Source organism: Pseudarthrobacter sp. NKDBFgelt, from assembly GCF_046097905.1.
Classification (GTDB): domain Bacteria; phylum Actinomycetota; class Actinomycetes; order Actinomycetales; family Micrococcaceae; genus Arthrobacter; species Arthrobacter polychromogenes.
On sequence record NZ_JBJURL010000050.1, the window covers coordinates 17,771 to 32,894 of the forward strand.

Annotated in this window: 11 protein-coding genes and 1 tRNA gene; 4 read left to right on the forward strand and 8 right to left on the reverse strand. The window is 67.2% G+C overall.

The annotated features are described in order from the left end of the window. Nucleotide 1: 1 nt before the first annotated feature. The 3 genes from ACKAE7_RS13850 to ACKAE7_RS13860 all read right to left on the reverse strand — a co-directional run bounded on the left by ACKAE7_RS13850 (nt 2) and on the right by ACKAE7_RS13860 (nt 2,635). Nucleotides 2–982 carry a ribose-phosphate diphosphokinase gene (locus ACKAE7_RS13850; protein WP_104185336.1) on the reverse strand — a complete coding sequence of 327 codons (981 nt, stop codon included), beginning with the start codon at nt 980–982 and terminating at the stop codon, nt 2–4. Continuing rightward, the gene (gene glmU, locus ACKAE7_RS13855; RefSeq protein ID WP_408979471.1) at nt 979–2,463 is read right to left on the reverse strand and encodes a bifunctional UDP-N-acetylglucosamine diphosphorylase/glucosamine-1-phosphate N-acetyltransferase GlmU; all 1,485 of its coding nucleotides are present in this window, start codon (nt 2,461–2,463) and stop codon (nt 979–981) included. The genes ACKAE7_RS13850 and glmU overlap by 4 nt, the downstream gene beginning before the upstream one ends. Before the next feature lie 100 nt (nt 2,464–2,563). Next, nucleotides 2,564–2,635: transfer RNA gene (locus ACKAE7_RS13860), tRNA-Gln, on the reverse strand. Between the two features lie 166 nt (nt 2,636–2,801). Between ACKAE7_RS13860 and ACKAE7_RS13865 the strand changes: the two genes are divergently transcribed. Next, nucleotides 2,802–3,428 (forward strand): TetR/AcrR family transcriptional regulator, encoded by a 627-nt coding sequence (locus ACKAE7_RS13865; protein ID WP_188809234.1) that lies wholly within the window; start codon nt 2,802–2,804, stop codon nt 3,426–3,428. 516 nt (nt 3,429–3,944) lie between these two features. Here the strand turns inward: ACKAE7_RS13865 and ACKAE7_RS13870 are convergent. From ACKAE7_RS13870 to ACKAE7_RS13890, 5 genes are all read right to left on the reverse strand, one after another. Further along, nucleotides 3,945–5,774, reverse strand: a complete 1,830-nt coding sequence (locus ACKAE7_RS13870) for an ABC-F family ATP-binding cassette domain-containing protein (protein WP_188809233.1) — start codon at nt 5,772–5,774, stop codon at nt 3,945–3,947. A gap of 39 nt (nt 5,775–5,813) precedes the next feature. Further along, nucleotides 5,814–6,776, reverse strand: coding sequence for a 4-(cytidine 5'-diphospho)-2-C-methyl-D-erythritol kinase (locus ACKAE7_RS13875; protein WP_188809232.1), 963 nt, complete (start codon nt 6,774–6,776; stop codon nt 5,814–5,816). After that, complete coding sequence (gene rsmA / locus ACKAE7_RS13880) at nt 6,773–7,642, reverse strand: 16S rRNA (adenine(1518)-N(6)/adenine(1519)-N(6))-dimethyltransferase RsmA (RefSeq protein ID WP_408979472.1); 870 nt, start codon at nt 7,640–7,642, stop codon at nt 6,773–6,775. The genes ACKAE7_RS13875 and rsmA overlap by 4 nt, the downstream gene beginning before the upstream one ends. A 138-nt stretch (nt 7,643–7,780) precedes the next feature. After that, nucleotides 7,781–8,968 (reverse strand): resuscitation-promoting factor, encoded by a 1,188-nt coding sequence (locus ACKAE7_RS13885; protein WP_188730281.1) that lies wholly within the window; start codon nt 8,966–8,968, stop codon nt 7,781–7,783. Nucleotides 8,969–9,248: 280 nt separating this feature from the next. Continuing rightward, on the reverse strand, nt 9,249–10,154 hold the full coding sequence (locus tag ACKAE7_RS13890) for a TatD family hydrolase (RefSeq protein ID WP_188809229.1): 906 nt from the start codon (nt 10,152–10,154) through the stop codon (nt 9,249–9,251). Nucleotides 10,155–10,318: 164 nt separating this feature from the next. On the opposite strand from ACKAE7_RS13890, the gene ACKAE7_RS13895 reads away from it, so the two are divergent. The 3 genes from ACKAE7_RS13895 to ACKAE7_RS13905 form a co-directional block, all read left to right on the forward strand. Next, the gene (locus tag ACKAE7_RS13895) at nt 10,319–11,446 is read left to right on the forward strand and encodes a MoxR family ATPase (RefSeq protein ID WP_188809228.1); all 1,128 of its coding nucleotides are present in this window, start codon (nt 10,319–10,321) and stop codon (nt 11,444–11,446) included. Nucleotides 11,447–11,454: 8 nt separating this feature from the next. Further along, the gene (locus tag ACKAE7_RS13900) at nt 11,455–12,900 is read left to right on the forward strand and encodes a DUF58 domain-containing protein (protein ID WP_408979473.1); all 1,446 of its coding nucleotides are present in this window, start codon (nt 11,455–11,457) and stop codon (nt 12,898–12,900) included. Further along, the coding region (locus ACKAE7_RS13905; protein WP_408979474.1) for a DUF3488 and DUF4129 domain-containing transglutaminase family protein at nt 12,897–15,124 on the forward strand (2,228 nt) is incomplete at its 3' end. The genes ACKAE7_RS13900 and ACKAE7_RS13905, both read left to right, overlap by 4 nt.

The window sequence follows — 15,124 nt, forward strand, 5'->3', positions numbered from 1 at the left end:
CTTAGGCGTTGCCGTCGAAGAGGCTGGTGACCGAGCCGTCGTCGAAGACCTCACGAACGGCCCGGGCGATCAACGGCGCGATGGAGAGCACGGTCAGCTGGGGGAACCGCTGGGATCCGGTGAGCGGAAGGGTGTTGGTGACCACTACCTCGCGGGCGCCCGACTCCGAGAGGCGCTTGGCGGCGGGATCGGAGAAGACCGCGTGGGTGGCCGCGATGATGACATCCTTGGCACCGGCGTTCTTCAGCACCTGGACGGCACCGGAAATGGTTCCGCCGGTGTCGATCATGTCGTCGATCAGGACGCAGGTGCGGCCCTCGATCTGGCCCACCACCGTCTTGGAAACGGCCTGGTTGGGCACGGTGAGGTCTCGCATCTTATGCACGAACGCGAGCGGTGCGCCGCCCAGCCGCTCTGCCCACTGCTCCGCCACCCGGACGCGTCCGGTGTCCGGGGAGACAACGGTGACGTTCTCGGCGTCCACCCGGGTGCGGATGTAGTCGGCGAGCAGCGGGATGGCCATGAGGTGGTCCACCGGGCCGTCGAAGAAGCCCTGGATCTGCGAGGTGTGCAGGTCCACGCTCATGATGCGGTCCGCGCCTGCCGTCTTGTACAGGTCCGCAACCAGCCGGGCGGAGATGGGTTCGCGGCCGCGCCCCTTCTTGTCCTGGCGGGCGTAGGGATAGAACGGCGAGACCACCGTGATGCGCTTGGCGGAGGCGCGCTTCAGCGAATCGATCATGATCAGCTGTTCCATCAGCCAGTTGTTCAGCGGTGCCGGGTGGGCCTGGATGACAAAGGCATCGGTGCCGCGGACACTCTCGCCGGCGCGGACGTAGATCTCGCCGTTGGCGAAGTCGTACGCGTCCACCGGCAGCAGCTCGGTACCCAGTTCCTTGGCGATTTCCCGGGCCAGCTCGGGGTGGGCCCGCCCGGTGGCGAGCACCAGCTTCTTTTCGCCGCGCGCCGTAATTTCGCTCATGGTTGGTTGCCCTCTTCTGTAGATGCCGGGGTACTTGAGGAATCTTTGGTGGCTGCCTGGGCCAGTTCAGCGGAGCGGGTTCCGGGGCGGTTCGCCGCCACCCACCCCTCGGTGTTGCGCTGCGCCGCAACGGTCAGCACGAGCGCTCCCGCGGGCACGTCCTTGCGGATCACCGCGCCGGCGCCGCTGTAGGCGCCGTCCCCCACGGTGACCGGGGCAACGAAGACTGTGTTGGAACCCGTGCGGACGCCCGAGCCGATGACCGTGCGGTGCTTCTTCTCGCCGTCGTAATTGGCCGTGATGTTTCCGCAGCCGATGTTGGTGTCCTCGCCGATTTCGGCGTCACCGGCGTATCCGAGGTGCGACAGCTTGGAGCCGCGGCCGATGGTCACATTCTTGGTTTCGTAGAAGGCGCCGATCTTGCCGGTCTCACCCAGCACCGTGCCGGGGCGAAGGTAGGTGAAGGGCCCGACGGCGGCCCGGGCGCCGATGACAGCCCCGGAACCATGGGTGCGGGTCACCGTGGCGCCCTCGCCGATGGTGACGTCCGTCAGGGTGGTATCAGGTCCGACGACGGCGTCCCTCGCCACGGTGGTGGCGCCGTGAAGCTGCGTGTTGGGCAGGATGCGGACATCCTCGTCCAGGGTCACCGATGAGTCGATCCAGGTGGTGGCGGGGTCCACGACCGTGACGCCGGAACGCATCCAGGCCTCCACGGTGCGGCGGTTCAGCTCGGCGCCAAGGGCGGAGAGCTGGACGCGGTCGTTGGCGCCCTCCACCTGCCAGCGGTCCGCAGTGACGACGGCGGCAACCCGGCCGCCCGCCTGCCGGGCCAGGCCCAGCACGTCTGTCAGGTACTTTTCACCCTGTGAATTATCCGTGGTCACGTGGGCCAGGGCGTCGCGGAGCACTGCTGCGTCGAAGGCGTAAATGCCGGAATTGACCTCCCGGATGAGACGCTCTGCCTCTGAGGAGTCCTTGTGCTCACGGATGCCGGTGACCGTTCCATCCTCCCCGCGGAGGATCCTGCCGTAGCCGGTGGCGTCGTCCAGGACGGCCGTCAGCACGGTCACGGCGTTGGACTCGCGCTCGTGGGTGGCCACGAGTTCCGCAAGCAGTTCCCCGGTGAGCAGCGGCACGTCGCCGTAGGTCACCACCACGGTGCCCGTCAGGTGCTGGTCGGCGTCGAGGGCCTGGAGGGCGACTTCCACGGCACGGCCGGTGCCCGGGATGTCGTCCTGGTCCACGATCACGGCCGCCGGATCCACGTCCGCGAGGTGGCCTGCCACCAGGTCGCGTTCATGGCGGACCACGATGGCCAGCTGGCGGGGGTTGACGCTGCGGGCCGCCAGCAGTGCGTGGCCCACCATGGACCTGCCGCCGATCTCATGCAAAATCTTGGGGGTACGCGACTTCATCCGGGTACCGGCGCCTGCCGCCAGGACGATTACTGCGGCCGGGCCGGTGTTCTCGGGGATCACGTACGGGCTCTCCTTGCTTGGTTACGCTGGCGCTGACGGTGACCGGCCGAAGTGCGGGCGGCACCGAATGTCATCCTACTGAACGCTCCACGCGCAGCAGTTCCGCCCATAGGATTCGAACCTATACTCCACGGCTCCAAAGGCCGGGGTGCTGCCATTACACCAGAGCGGACCGTGCCGTGGCGCGCGGCCGGGCACAAGTAGTTATTTTGCCACGGGTTAGAGGCGCTGCGCGACACGGGACGGTCCCGCCGGCCTAACCCTCCGGTTTCGCGTCCCGCGGTCCGCCCGCCGTCGCGCTGCAGTCATGCCCGTGACCGGTGGTGCATGATGGAAATGTGAGCAACAACCCTCCGCGGACACGCATGACCGGCCTGCAGCGGCGGAGCCAGCTAATCGACGTCGGACGCGGACTTTTCGCCGCCAGGGGCCTTGACGGGACCACCATCGAGGAAATCGCGGCGTGCGCCGGGGTGTCCAAGCCGGTGATCTACGAGCACTTCGGTTCCAAGGAAGGCCTGTACACCCAGGTGGTGGACCACGAGTTCCGGCTCCTCCTCGACGCCATCAACGCCGCGCTGACCGAGGAGGCAAAACCGAGGGTCCTGGTAGAACGGGCCGCCCTCGCACTGCTGACCTACATCGAGGACCGCACGGAAGGGTTCCGGATCCTGATGCGGGACGCACCGCCGTCGCAGCCTGAGGGCGCCTTCTCCACCCTGCTCTCCCACGTCACCGCCCGCGTTGAGCACATCCTCTCCGACGAATTCTCCCGCCGTGGCCTCAGCGGCGAGGACGGCGCCATGTACGCCCAGATGCTCGTGGGAATGGTGGCCATGACCGGCCAATGGTGGCAGGACAGCCGCCAGCCGGACAAACACACCGTCGCCGCGCACCTGGTCAACCTCGCCTGGAACGGCCTGACCGGCCTCAAAAGGGACCCGGAGCTTATGTCCGAGGGGTGAGATTGTTGTCACCTACGCGGTGCGGTTACCTTCGCGGCGCCACCGTTCCGGTCACCTTCACGGTGCAGGAGACCTTCGCCGTCGCTTAGACACAGCGCATAGGTGACGTTACGGTCGCTGGGCGACCTCCACGCCACGATGCGCCGCGATGCGCGACTACACGAAGGCCCCCCGCACCGCTAGTGCGCACGTTTCGTCCAGCGAAGGGTCCCCATTCGAGGGTGTGAGTTGCATCCGCGTTGCCTCCCGCCCCACCTGCCGAAGGTTCCGTTCGGGAGTCGCCCCGCACCCACCCCCCTCATCCACCTGCCGAAGGTTCCGGGCGGGTTGCCTGCTCTTCCCGGCGGCAAGGTGACGTAGCCTCGCCGGAGACGGTCCTTCGAAAAGGAGCGCATCGCGGGACATCGGAGCGTGGAGGTCGCCCAGCGACCGGAGCGCTCCCTATGTCCTGTGTCTAAGCGACGTCGAAGGGCCGCCTCCGGCGCCCAAGCCAGGCACGAGCAACGGAGAGAACGGTTACTCGCCGAGGACCTCGAGTGCCTCTAGCCATTCGAGCTCGAGGGCTTCGCGTTCCCCTGCGAGGTCCTTGAGTTTCTTGTTCTGTTCGGCCAGGGCGTCGAAGTCCGACTGTTCGGTGCTCTTGACCATCTGGTCGTGGACTTTCTTCTCCTGCTGTTCGAGCTTGCCCAGCTGGCGCTCGATGCGGTTCTTGGCTTTGCGGGCGTCGCGCTTTTCAGCCTCCGAGGCGCCGGAGGGAGCAGCGGCGGCCGGCGCGGACCCGGCGCTGGTGACGGGGTTGCCGCCGCCGGTCACAGTGGACCCTGCCAGAGCGGATTCGCGCAGCTCAAGGTACTGGTCAACGCCGCCGGGCAGGCCGCGGAGCTTTCCGTCTCCGAGGAGCGCCATCTGGTGGTCTGTGACGCGCTCCAGGAGGTACCGGTCGTGGCTGACAACCACCAGGGTTCCCGGCCAGCCGTCCAGCACGTCTTCCACGGCGGCGAGGGTGTCCGTGTCCAGGTCGTTGGTGGGTTCGTCCAGCATCAGGACGTTGGGTTCCCCCACCAGCAGCCGCAGGAGCTGCAGGCGGCGCCGCTCCCCTCCGGAGAGGTCCCTGACCGGGGTCCACTGCTTCTCATTGGTGAAACCAAGCTGTTCCACCAGCTGGCCGGCGCTGAATTCCTTGCCGCCAACATTAAAGGAACGCTTTTCGCGCTCGATGACCTCGATCACGCGAAGGTCCGCGACGTCGTCGAGCTCCTTGACCTCCTGGCTGAGGACCGCGGTGACCACGGTCTTGCCCCGCTTGACCTTCCCGGCGTCGGGGGTGATCTGTCCGTTGAGGAGTTTCAGCAGGGTGGTTTTGCCGGCGCCGTTGACGCCCACCAGTCCCAGGCGTTCGCCGGGGGCCAGCCGCAGGGTGATGTTGTCGAAGAGCTTCCGCCCGTCCTCGGCGCCCTGGAAGTCCAGGGAGACGTTTTCCAGGTCCAGCACATCCTTGCCCTGGCGTGCGGTGGCCATCTTGCTGAGGGCCATCGAGTCGCGCGGGGCGGGCACGTCGGCGATGAGGGCGTTGGCGGCCTCGATGCGGAACTTCGGCTTTGCCGTCCGGGCGGGAGCGCCGCGGCGGAGCCAGGCCAGTTCCTTCTTGACCAGCTGCTGCCGCTTGCCTTCCATGACCGATGCGGAGCGGTCACGCTCGGCGCGCGCAAGCACGTAGGCCGCGTAGCCGCCTTCGAAGGGGTCAACGATGCCGTCGTGGACTTCCCAGGTCTTGTTGCAGACTTCGTCGAGGAACCACCGGTCGTGGGTGACCACCAGGAATGCACCCTGGTTGGCACGCCACCGGGTCTTCAGGTGCCGGGACAGCCACGCCACGCCCTCGACGTCGAGGTGGTTGGTCGGCTCATCGAGCATGATGACGTCGTGGTCCTCGATCAGGAGCTTGGCCAGGGCCACGCGCCGCTTCTGCCCGCCGGAGAGCGCGTGGACGTTTGCGTGCCAGTCGACGTCGGAGACCAGCCCGCCCATGACTTCGCGAATCTGGGGATTGCGGGCCCATTCGTAGTCCGCCTGGTCCCCCACGATCGCCGCACCCACCGTCAGGTCGCCGTCGAGCACGTCGCTTTGGTCCAGGTAACCCACGTTGACGTCGCCCCGCTTGGTGACGCGGCCGGAATCAGGGGTGGCGCGCAGGGCCAGCAGGCGCATCAACGTGGACTTGCCGTCACCGTTGCGGCCTACCATGCCGATCCTGTCACCCTCCTCAAGTCCCAGGGTGATGCCGTCCAGGACGGTGCGGGTCGCGTAGGAGACCGTCAGGTTCTCGCCGCCAAGAAGGTGTGCCACAAGGAACTGCTTTCTGCTGCTGAGGGAGGGACTGTAAAACTAGAGGTGGGTGTCGGAGATGATGCGCGCGCCCGGCACCGGGCCGTGGACAGCGAGGGCTGTCAGGCCGTAATGCCGCAGGTCGGTGGCCAGGCCTTCCGCCGCCACCGAGTCGTCGGCCAGGAGGGCCACGGTGGGCCCCGATCCCGAGACGATCCCCGCGATGGCTCCGTGCGATTCCCCGATACCCAGCGTATCGCGCAGGGCGGGCGCCAGTTCAATGGATGCCCGCTGGAGGTCATTGACCAGGACCCGGCCCAGTGCTTCGGCGTCTCCGCCGCGGAGGGCGGTGAGGATCTTGGGATCAACCCCGGTGGGTTCGGCCGCCTGGATGCCGCCGGCTTCCCTGATGCGGTCCAGGGTCCTGTAGACCTCAGGAGTGGGAAGGCCGTAATCTGCCGTGACGAGGACCCAGTGGGTCTGTGCCTTCGCCAGCGCCGGCGAAAGTTCGTCGCCCACCCCCAGCCCTACCGCCGTGCCGCCCAGGAGGGAAAACGGGACGTCGGCGCCCAGTTCCGCGGCAAGGTGCGCGAGTTCTTCCCGGGACAGGCCGCTGTTCCACAGTGCGTCGCACGCCAGGAGGGTTGCGGCAGCATCAGCCGATCCGCCGCCCATGCCGCCGGCCACGGGCACCCGCTTGGTGATCTCCAGGTGGACCCCGGTAGGGCGTTCGGAAACGTCCGCCATGATGGCTGCGGCCCTGTAGGCCAGGTTGTTCCCGTCCAGGGGGATGTCGGCGGCATCAAGGTCAACGGTGCTCGCCCGGCTCAGGCTGACGGTGATCCCGGGCGCCTCGGTGCTGGTGGCCGCGACTTCCTCGTACAGGGACACAGCGAGGTACACGCTCGCGACGGAGTGGTAGCCGTCGGGGCGGAGCGGTCCTACCTCGAGGGAGACATTGACTTTGCCGGGTGCTTTGACGCGGACTGTCCTGGCGGCGAACCGGCCTGGCAGGGCGTTCAAGCCGGCGCCTGCTTGGCTTCTGCGATTCTGGCAAAGGCCCGGATATCTATGACCTCACCCCTGGCAGTGGGATCGACGCCCGCAGCAACCAGGCAGCGCTCGGCTTCCGGTGCCCCGCCTGCCCACCCGGCAAGGGCAGCCCTCAGGGTTTTGCGGCGCTGGGCGAAGGCGGCGTCCACCACGGCGAAGACCTGTTCGCGGGTTGCAGTGGTGGCGGGGGGCTCGCGGCGGGTAAACGCCACCAGCCCGGAGTGGATCTTCGGTGCAGGCCAGAAGACGTTCATTCCAATGACGCCGGCTTTGCGCATTTGGCTGTACCAGGCGGCTTTGACGGACGGCACACCGTAGGTCTTGGATCCGGGGCCGGCGGCGAGCCGGTCAGCCACCTCGTCCTGGACCATCACCAGCCCGTGCTGAAGGCTGGGGAAATGCTGCAGCAGGTGGAGCACCACCGGGACCGCGACGTTGTAGGGCAGGTTGGCCACCAGCGCGGTGGGCTGCACGGGGAGCTCCGTAACTTTCATGGCATCGGCGTGCACCAGGTGGAACCGTGCAGCAGCAGACGGCCGCCACTCCTTGACCGTCGCCGGGAGCTTGGCGGCCAGCACGGGGTCGATTTCCACTGCCACCACGGACGCTGCGGCATCGAGCAGTCCGAGGGTCAGGGAACCCAGCCCCGGGCCCACCTCCAGCACCGTCTCGTCAGGTCCAACGTCTGCGGCGGCCACGATCCTGCGAATGGTGTTTCCGTCAATCACAAAGTTCTGGCCGAGGGTCTTGGTGGGGCGGATTCCGATCTCCTCCGCGAGCCGGCGTATGTCGGATGCACCAAAGAGCGGTGCGGGCGCGGGGATTGGTTCAGTCACCTAGGTATCCTATCCCGCGCGGCACATCCGCCCCGCAGGGAGAAACAGGCGCCATAAACAGCCTGAATAAACGGCTGCGGCCGGGCACGGAGGTCCGTGCCCGGCCGCAGCGCCCTGACGGGCACGCAATCGTGGGGGTCAGCTGGTGGCAGCCCAGCCGCAACCCCACGGCTGAAGGCCGCGCTGCGCGTACACGCGGTTGGCAATGTCGATCTGCTGGGCCTTGGTGGCAAGGCTGGCGTTGGGGGCGTAGGCCCCGCCGCCGGCGCCGATCCAGGTCCGGATGTCGAACTGGAGGCCGCCATAGTAGCCGTTACCGGAGTTGATGCTCCAGTTTCCGGTGGACTCGCACTGGGCGATCTTGTCCCACATAGCTTCGTTCATCATGGCCGGAGCAGCGGCACCGGTGTTGGCACCCGCACCTGCGGGGGTCGCGGCCTTTGCCGCGGGGGCCGCCTGGGCAACAGGCTTCGGCTTGGTGCCAACGGTGACCTTCTCCGGCACGGGCTGGACGGCTACTGTTTCCGATACCAGGGTGCGCGAGGCTTCGCGGCCGTCCACCAGCACGAGCTTGTAGGTTTTCTCGAGCTTGCCTGCGGCGCCCTTCTGGGTAACTTCCTTCTCCCCCTTGAGCAGCTCGCCGCTCTCGCTCGTGACGGTCTCGAACGGAACGTCCTCGGTGGAGACTGCGGTCTGGCCGGTGTCAACGCGTGACACCTTGATCACCATGTTGTTGACCACATGGGCGTTGACCGGCTGCGAGGAGCGGTCGTTGGCACCCAGGACCAGGCCGGCGTCTTCGAGGACCTTGCCCACGGTCGATGCCGTGGTGGTGGCGGTGTCCACCTTGCCGTCCGCAACGAGGCTGACGGTCTTGGGGGTGGAGATGGAGACGTAGGACCCGGCGATGGACAGCTGGGCGTCCTTGGGGGCGGAAACCGACGAAGCGCTGGCGACGCCGAGTTCAGTGACCAGGCCGGCGACGTCCTGGGCCGTGGTGTTGACCGTCTTCTCGGAGCCGTCGAGGCTGACCTTGACTTCCTTCGCCTTGTTGACGTTGATCACGGTGCCGTTCTGGACCGAGGCATCAACCGACGGCGACACGCGGTCAGCAGGGTTCAGCTCCAGGTTGGCGCTCTTGACCACCTGCCCCACGGTTCCGCCGAACGTCTGCACGGACGAGACCTTCCCATCGACGTTGAGCGTGATGGTTTTGTTATTGCCCACGAAGGCTACGAGGCCCACCACGAGCGCGCACAGCACCAGAAGCTGGGCACCAACCTTGACGAAGCTGAACTTGCCGTCCGATGTGAAGAACTTGCTCACGTTTGCCCGTAACTTTAGGTCCTTCCGGGCACGGGGAAATCGCGCAATAAAAGGCCCGGCACCGCCAGCAAAGGCAGTCCGGGCACCGTTGCGCCGCCACACTCCGCGCAACGGGCAAGCCGGGACGGAGCCCAGCAATCCTGCTGCAGAAAGAAGTGAAATTACCCGTTGGCCTTCCCCGACCCCGGCTAATAAATGTCCACTGTAACCGTAGCGTTATAAAGCCGCCAAGAAATGTGCATACCGAGTATTCATAATGTAACGCCCGGACATCGGACTCTCAATCCCAGCTTCCGTATGCCTTCACGGTATTGGCCGCGATTCCGGCGCACAGACCAGCCAGGTCAGTTCCTGTCAATTCGGCCATCGCCCGGACCGTGTAAGGGACCATGTAGCTGGCATTTGGCCGGCCCCGGTGCGGGTGCGGCGTAAGGAACGGCGCATCGGTTTCCACCAGGACCAGCTCGGGGTCAGCCACCGCGAGCGCAGCACGCAGGTTGGCGGCGTTGCGGAAGGTCAGGGTTCCGGCAAAGGACATCCACCACCCCTCCTCGTTGCAGGTTCTTGCCAGGTCCTCATCACCGGAGAAACAGTGGAAGACCACGCGTTCCGGTGCCCCTTCTTCCCGGAGCACCTGGACGACGTCGTCGTGCGCGTCCCGGTCGTGGATCTGGAGCGTCAGGTCCAGGCGTTTGGCGATGTCGATGTGGCGGCGGAAGGAGTGCCGCTGGTGCGCCAGTCCTTCTCCTTCGGTGCGGTAAAAGTCCAGGCCGGTCTCGCCGATGGCCCGGATCCGCGGGTGGGCAGCCAGCTGTTCAATTTCTGCCAGCGCCTCCTCCAGCTGGCCGCGGGCGGCGTAGCGGGGGGCGTCATTGGGATGCAACGCCACGGCCCCCAACAGCCGCCGGTCCAGGTCCACGGCCTGGACGGTAAACCGTGACGACTCAAGGTCGCAGCCCACCTGCACCGCACCCTGGACACCCACGGCGGCGGCCGCATCCAGCGCTGCGGATATTCCAACGGGAGCCTTGCCATCCGGGAAGTCAAGGTGCGTGTGGTTGTCCATGACCGGCACCGGCAGGGGCTCGGGAGCGGGCGGGAAGGCTTTCTGCCGGGAACTGCGCGGCTCCTGCGCGTCATCGGCAGCAGGGTCCTGGTAAGCGGCAGGAGGAAGCGAAGTGCACATCCATCCAGCCTAGCTGCGGAACCCTTCCCCAATTTTGTCGGAACTCTCTGTCAGCTGCGGCAGTTGTGTTAGTAGTCTGGTACGAACACATGCGAACGCCCACCGCCGGGCGACGGCAGGCTTGTTGTCCCGTCCAGGTGAAACCCCGGGCTGAAAGGTTGCCGATGGAATCCCACCGACGCACTGCCAACGATGTGAGCGCTGCGAACCGCACCCTGGCGGGGCTCGCTGATCCCGTCAGCCACCTGAACGGGCACCGCCCGGCCGCCATGGACGCAGAGGGTTTCCATGCGGCAACGCAGCGCATCCTCTCGTCTGTCAATACCGTCATCGATGGGAAATCCGACGCCGCCAAGCTGGCGCTGACCGTCCTGCTGGCCCAGGGGCACTTGCTGCTCGAAGACGTGCCCGGGGTCGGGAAAACACTCCTCGCGAAGACCCTTGCCCGCACCATCGACTGCACCGTCAACCGGATCCAGTTCACCCCCGACCTGCTGCCGTCCGACGTGACGGGTGTGTCCATCTACAACCAGTCCTCCCGGCTCTTCGAGTTCCGGCCCGGCGCGGTCTTTGCCAACATTGTTATTGGCGACGAAATCAACCGGGCCTCCGCAAAGACCCAATCGGCGCTGCTCGAATGCATGGAAGAGCACCAGGTCACGGTTGACGGCACCTCGTACCGGCTCGACGAGCCGTTCATGGTGGTGGCCACCCAGAACCCCATCGAAATGGAAGGGACCTATCCGTTGCCCGAGGCGCAACGGGACCGGTTCATGGCCCGGATCTCCATGGGTTACCCGGACAAGGACGCCGAAATTGAGATGCTCGAAACGCACCAGGCCACCTCGCCACTGACCAAGGTCTCCGCGGTGGTCACTTCGGCGGAGGTGGCCGCCATGATCACCACCGTGCAACAGGTCTACGTGTCCAAGGCCGTCAAGGAGTACACGGTATCGCTGGGCAGGGCCACCAGGGAAAGTCCGCTGCTGCGGCTCGGCGCCAGCCCCCGGTCCCTGCTGCAGCTGCTGCGGGCAGCGAAAGCCACCGCTGCCCTGGACGCCCGGGACTTCGTCCTGCCGGACGACGTCGTCCACGTTGCCGAAGCCGTCCTGGCGCACCGGATCATCCTGGACCGCAAGGCTGCAGGGTCCGGGGAAACCCCGCACAGCGTCCTGAGGGGCATCCTGTCCCACCTGCCTGTCACTTCGGAGACTGCCGGAACCGGCACCCGGAATGCGGCACCTGCCGGCAGGACGGCGGCCCCGGTCACCGGCCTGAGCAGGAACAAGTAGGAAAACCCATGGCGCTGCCGGACAGGCTACCGCGGCACCTCTTCACCCACCGCGGCTGGGGCATGATCGCCGCCGGCGGGGTCGCAGTGGGCGCCGCATACGTTATGGGCCGCAGGGACCTGCTGACGTTGGCGGTACTGCTGATCGTCCTCCCCCTGGTTTCCCTCGCCGGGATCCGGCTGGTCAAGCCCCGGTTCCAGGTGTACCGGGAGTTCACTCCATCTCCCGTGGAAACGTCCGCACCCACAAGCGTGCGGCTCGCGGTGGCACGGACGGGCAGCGGCAGCGGAAGCGCCACCATGGAGGAGCGGCTGCCTGCCCGGTTCGGCGAATCGCCGGCTTTCCGGTTCCCTTCACGGTCAGCCGCCGGGGGCACCAGCCGGTATGAATACCATCTCCGTTCGGCCCAGCGCGGCCAGTTCCTCATCGGCCCGGTGACAGCCGAATTCACGGATCCGTTTGGCCTGTCACTGCACCGGCAGGCAATAGACGACGGCGACATCCTCACCGTGACGCCCGCCGCCGTCGTCCTTCCCCTCACTGGACTGGCCGGCGCGCGCGGCAACGATGGCGTGACGGCAACCAGGATCCGCGCCAACCCCAGCGACGACGACGTGATGACCCGCGAGTACCGCCACGGCGACCCGATGCGGCGGGTGCACTGGGCTGCCACCGCACGCCACGGCGACCTCATGGTGCGCCAGGAGGAATCTGTCACCACACCGGAGGCCACGGTCATCATGGACCACAGGTACGGTGCGTTTTCCGGAGGTTCCGGCGGCGGGCCGGCGGGGCAGGCAGGCCCGGACGGGCACCCCATGGCCACCAGCGGAACCTTCGAATGGTCGGTGGTGGCAGTTATGTCCATCAGTGCACACCTGGCTGAACGGAACTATGCGCTGCGCCTGCTCGACACGGGGGGCAGTCCCGCTTTCCTGCGTTCGCCGTCGGCTCCGGAACCCGAGGTGGAGGAATACAGCGGCGCAGCCGGACTCCAGTCCATCGCAGAAAGCCTTGCCGCCATACAGCTGACCGGGCCCCACCATCCACACCGTGACAATGCCCTCCAGCAATGGGCGGGCCGGGTCGGTGCATCCAACGACCGCACTGCCCTCGACGCGGGCCCTGAGGCGTTTGATGACCTGCTCATGGACAAGCTTTCCGCACACCGCATGAGGGGACCGGTGATCGCAGTCCTCGGTACACTCTCGCGGCTGGAGGCCCTGGCCCTCGCCCCTGCCGCGGGCTACGCCACCAATGCCTTCGCCGTCATCGTGACGGAAAAGCCCGGCGAGTCAGCCGAGGTCCTGGAAGTGCTGCGGCAGGGAGGCTGGCGTGCGGTGGCCGTTGCGCCCGCCGTCCCCGTGGCATCGGCCTGGAGCCAGTTCGACCAGGACGTGGCAGTGCCCGCTCCCTCAGCGGAGATCCGCCGCGGATCCGGGGCTGCGCTGTGACAGCGGCACCAACACGCAGTCCGGGAGCCAGCACGCAGTCCGGAAGCCGGCAGGAGAAGACCGCCGCCCGGCAACGGGTGGGCCCCTACCCCTGGGTGATGGCCGCCGCCATCGCCGTGGCTGTCTCCGGTGCCGCGCTTTCCCTGAACGGGGTGCTCCGCGGCTGGGGCTGGTACTGGCCCGTCCTGACCACCGTCCTGGTGGTCAGCCTCACGCTGGCTGCCCTGCGGTCCGTGCGCGCCCAGCCCCTGCTGGTGACGGCCGGCGGATTCATCTCCCTGGGCGCCGTCCTGACGCTGACCTTCTTCCGCGGCTCCAGCGTGGCCGGCTTCATCCCTACCGGCGGAACCCTGGTGGAGCTGGACCGCCTCATCCGGAGGGCAAGCGAAACTGTCCTTTCCGAGACTGCGCCCGTGGCGCCCAATGTGGGCATTGTCATGGTCATTTGCGCTGTCCTGGGCCTGGCGGTGATCCTGGTGGACGCCCTTGCGCTGCCGCTCGGCATGCCCGCTGCTTCCGGGGTGGGGCTGCTGGCCATCCTGGTGGTCCCGGCGATGATCAAGCCGCAGAGCGTGGGCTTCTGGGGATTCGCTTTCACGGTGGCGGGCTACCTGGCGATCCTTGCGTGCAGCCAGTATTTCGCGCCCAGCGCCCGGTTCCAGACTGATTCCGCCCGGAGCCCTGGCCAGATGAAGCGCGCCGTGCTCACGGGATCTGTCGCCCTGGCCGCCACTCTGGTGGTGCCCATGGCAATTCCCGGCTTTGACCAGGGAACGTTTCCGCAGGGTTCCCGGCTCAACCCCTGGGGCACCTCCACTGGACTCAACCCCATGATCACGCTGGGCAACAGCCTGCGGACACCTGACGGCAGCGGCCGGATCACCTACGCCACGAATGCGTCTACCCCGCTGTACCTGCGCTCCGTCACCGTGGACCATTTCGACGGCGACTCCTGGGGCCCGGACGACCGTGACGCCTCCCGGCTGCCCCTGGGCGGGCGCATCGATCCCGGCTACACGGTCCTGGCGGACGAGCAGCAGCGGCTGGTCACAGCCATCGACGCCGGCAGTTTCACCAGCCCCTATCTCCCTGCCCCTTATGCCCCGGAATCGGTACGGGGACTCAGCGGACGGTGGACCTGGGACCCGGCCACCCTGAGCATCAAAGGGTCGGACACCACCACGTCCCGGCGGCAGGAGTACCTGGTGACGTCCACCGCCCCCCGGCTGACGGCAGGGCTCCTGGCCCAGTCCTCAGCCGCCGTCCAGGGCATCCCGGAGGACTTCACCAGGATTCCCGGAAACGTTCCGGACATTGTCCGCAGCACCGCCGATACCGTGGCGGGGACAGGCACCCCGTACGCGAAGGCGATGGCCATCCAGAAGTACCTCCGTTCGGCGGAGTTCACCTACTCCCTGCAGTCTCCAGTGCAGGGCGGCTACGACGGCAACGGGCTGTCCGTCCTGGCCGACTTCCTGGAGCAAAAGAGCGGCTACTGCATCCACTACGCGTCCGCCATGGCTGTGATGGCGAGGCTCGAAGGCATCCCCAGCCGCATCGCGGTGGGTTACGCACCCGGCAGGCTCACAGGCGCCACGGTTTCCGTGGCAGGCCAGGGAGCGCTGCCGGAATATGAGGTGGACGCACGCGATGCCCACGCCTGGCCGGAGCTCTACTTCCAGGGCCTGGGCTGGGTGCCTTTCGAGCCGACGCCCTCCCGTGGAGTGGTTCCCGACTATGCCACGGAATCGTCCACCGCCGCCGCCCCAGACGTGCTGGACAACAATGAAGACCTGCTTCCCGATGCCACCCCGGCTCCCACCCCCGCGCCGAGCGCCACTGCGCTGCCCGCCCCCGGCGGTGGCGGGAACGCCGGTTCAGGAGTGCAGCTCCTGCCGTGGCTGCTGGGCGCAGCCGGCGTCCTGGGGACGGCGCTGCTGGTGGCTGCGCCCCGGCTCATCAGGACGGGCATCAGGGCCAGGCGGCTGAGGCCCCAGGACACCGGTAACGCGGTACCCCTGGGCTGGCGTGAACTGCTGGACCTTGGCACCGACTATGGCCTTCCCCCCGGGTTCAGCGAAACGCCCCGCGCGTATTCAGCGCGGCTGCGCGGCGCGCTGCTGGGGGATCCCGATGGCCTGGACCGGGCGGCGCACCAGGCTGTTGCCGCGCTCACGGCAGGTTTCGAACGCCACAGCTATGGCCGCCCGGCGACGCACTTTGG

Bases quoted from the DNA above. Each gene is read 5' to 3' on its own strand.
- ACKAE7_RS13850 (WP_104185336.1), bottom strand. From the start codon at position 982: ATGAGCGAAATTACGGCGCGCGGCGAAAAGAAGCTGGTGCTCGCCACC.
- ACKAE7_RS13890 (WP_188809229.1), bottom strand. From the start codon at position 10,154: ATGTGCACTTCGCTTCCTCCTGCCGCTTACCAGGACCCTGCTGCCGAT.
- ACKAE7_RS13895 (WP_188809228.1), top strand. From the start codon at position 10,319: ATGGAATCCCACCGACGCACTGCCAACGATGTGAGCGCTGCGAACCGC.
- ACKAE7_RS13900 (WP_408979473.1), top strand. From the start codon at position 11,455: ATGGCGCTGCCGGACAGGCTACCGCGGCACCTCTTCACCCACCGCGGC.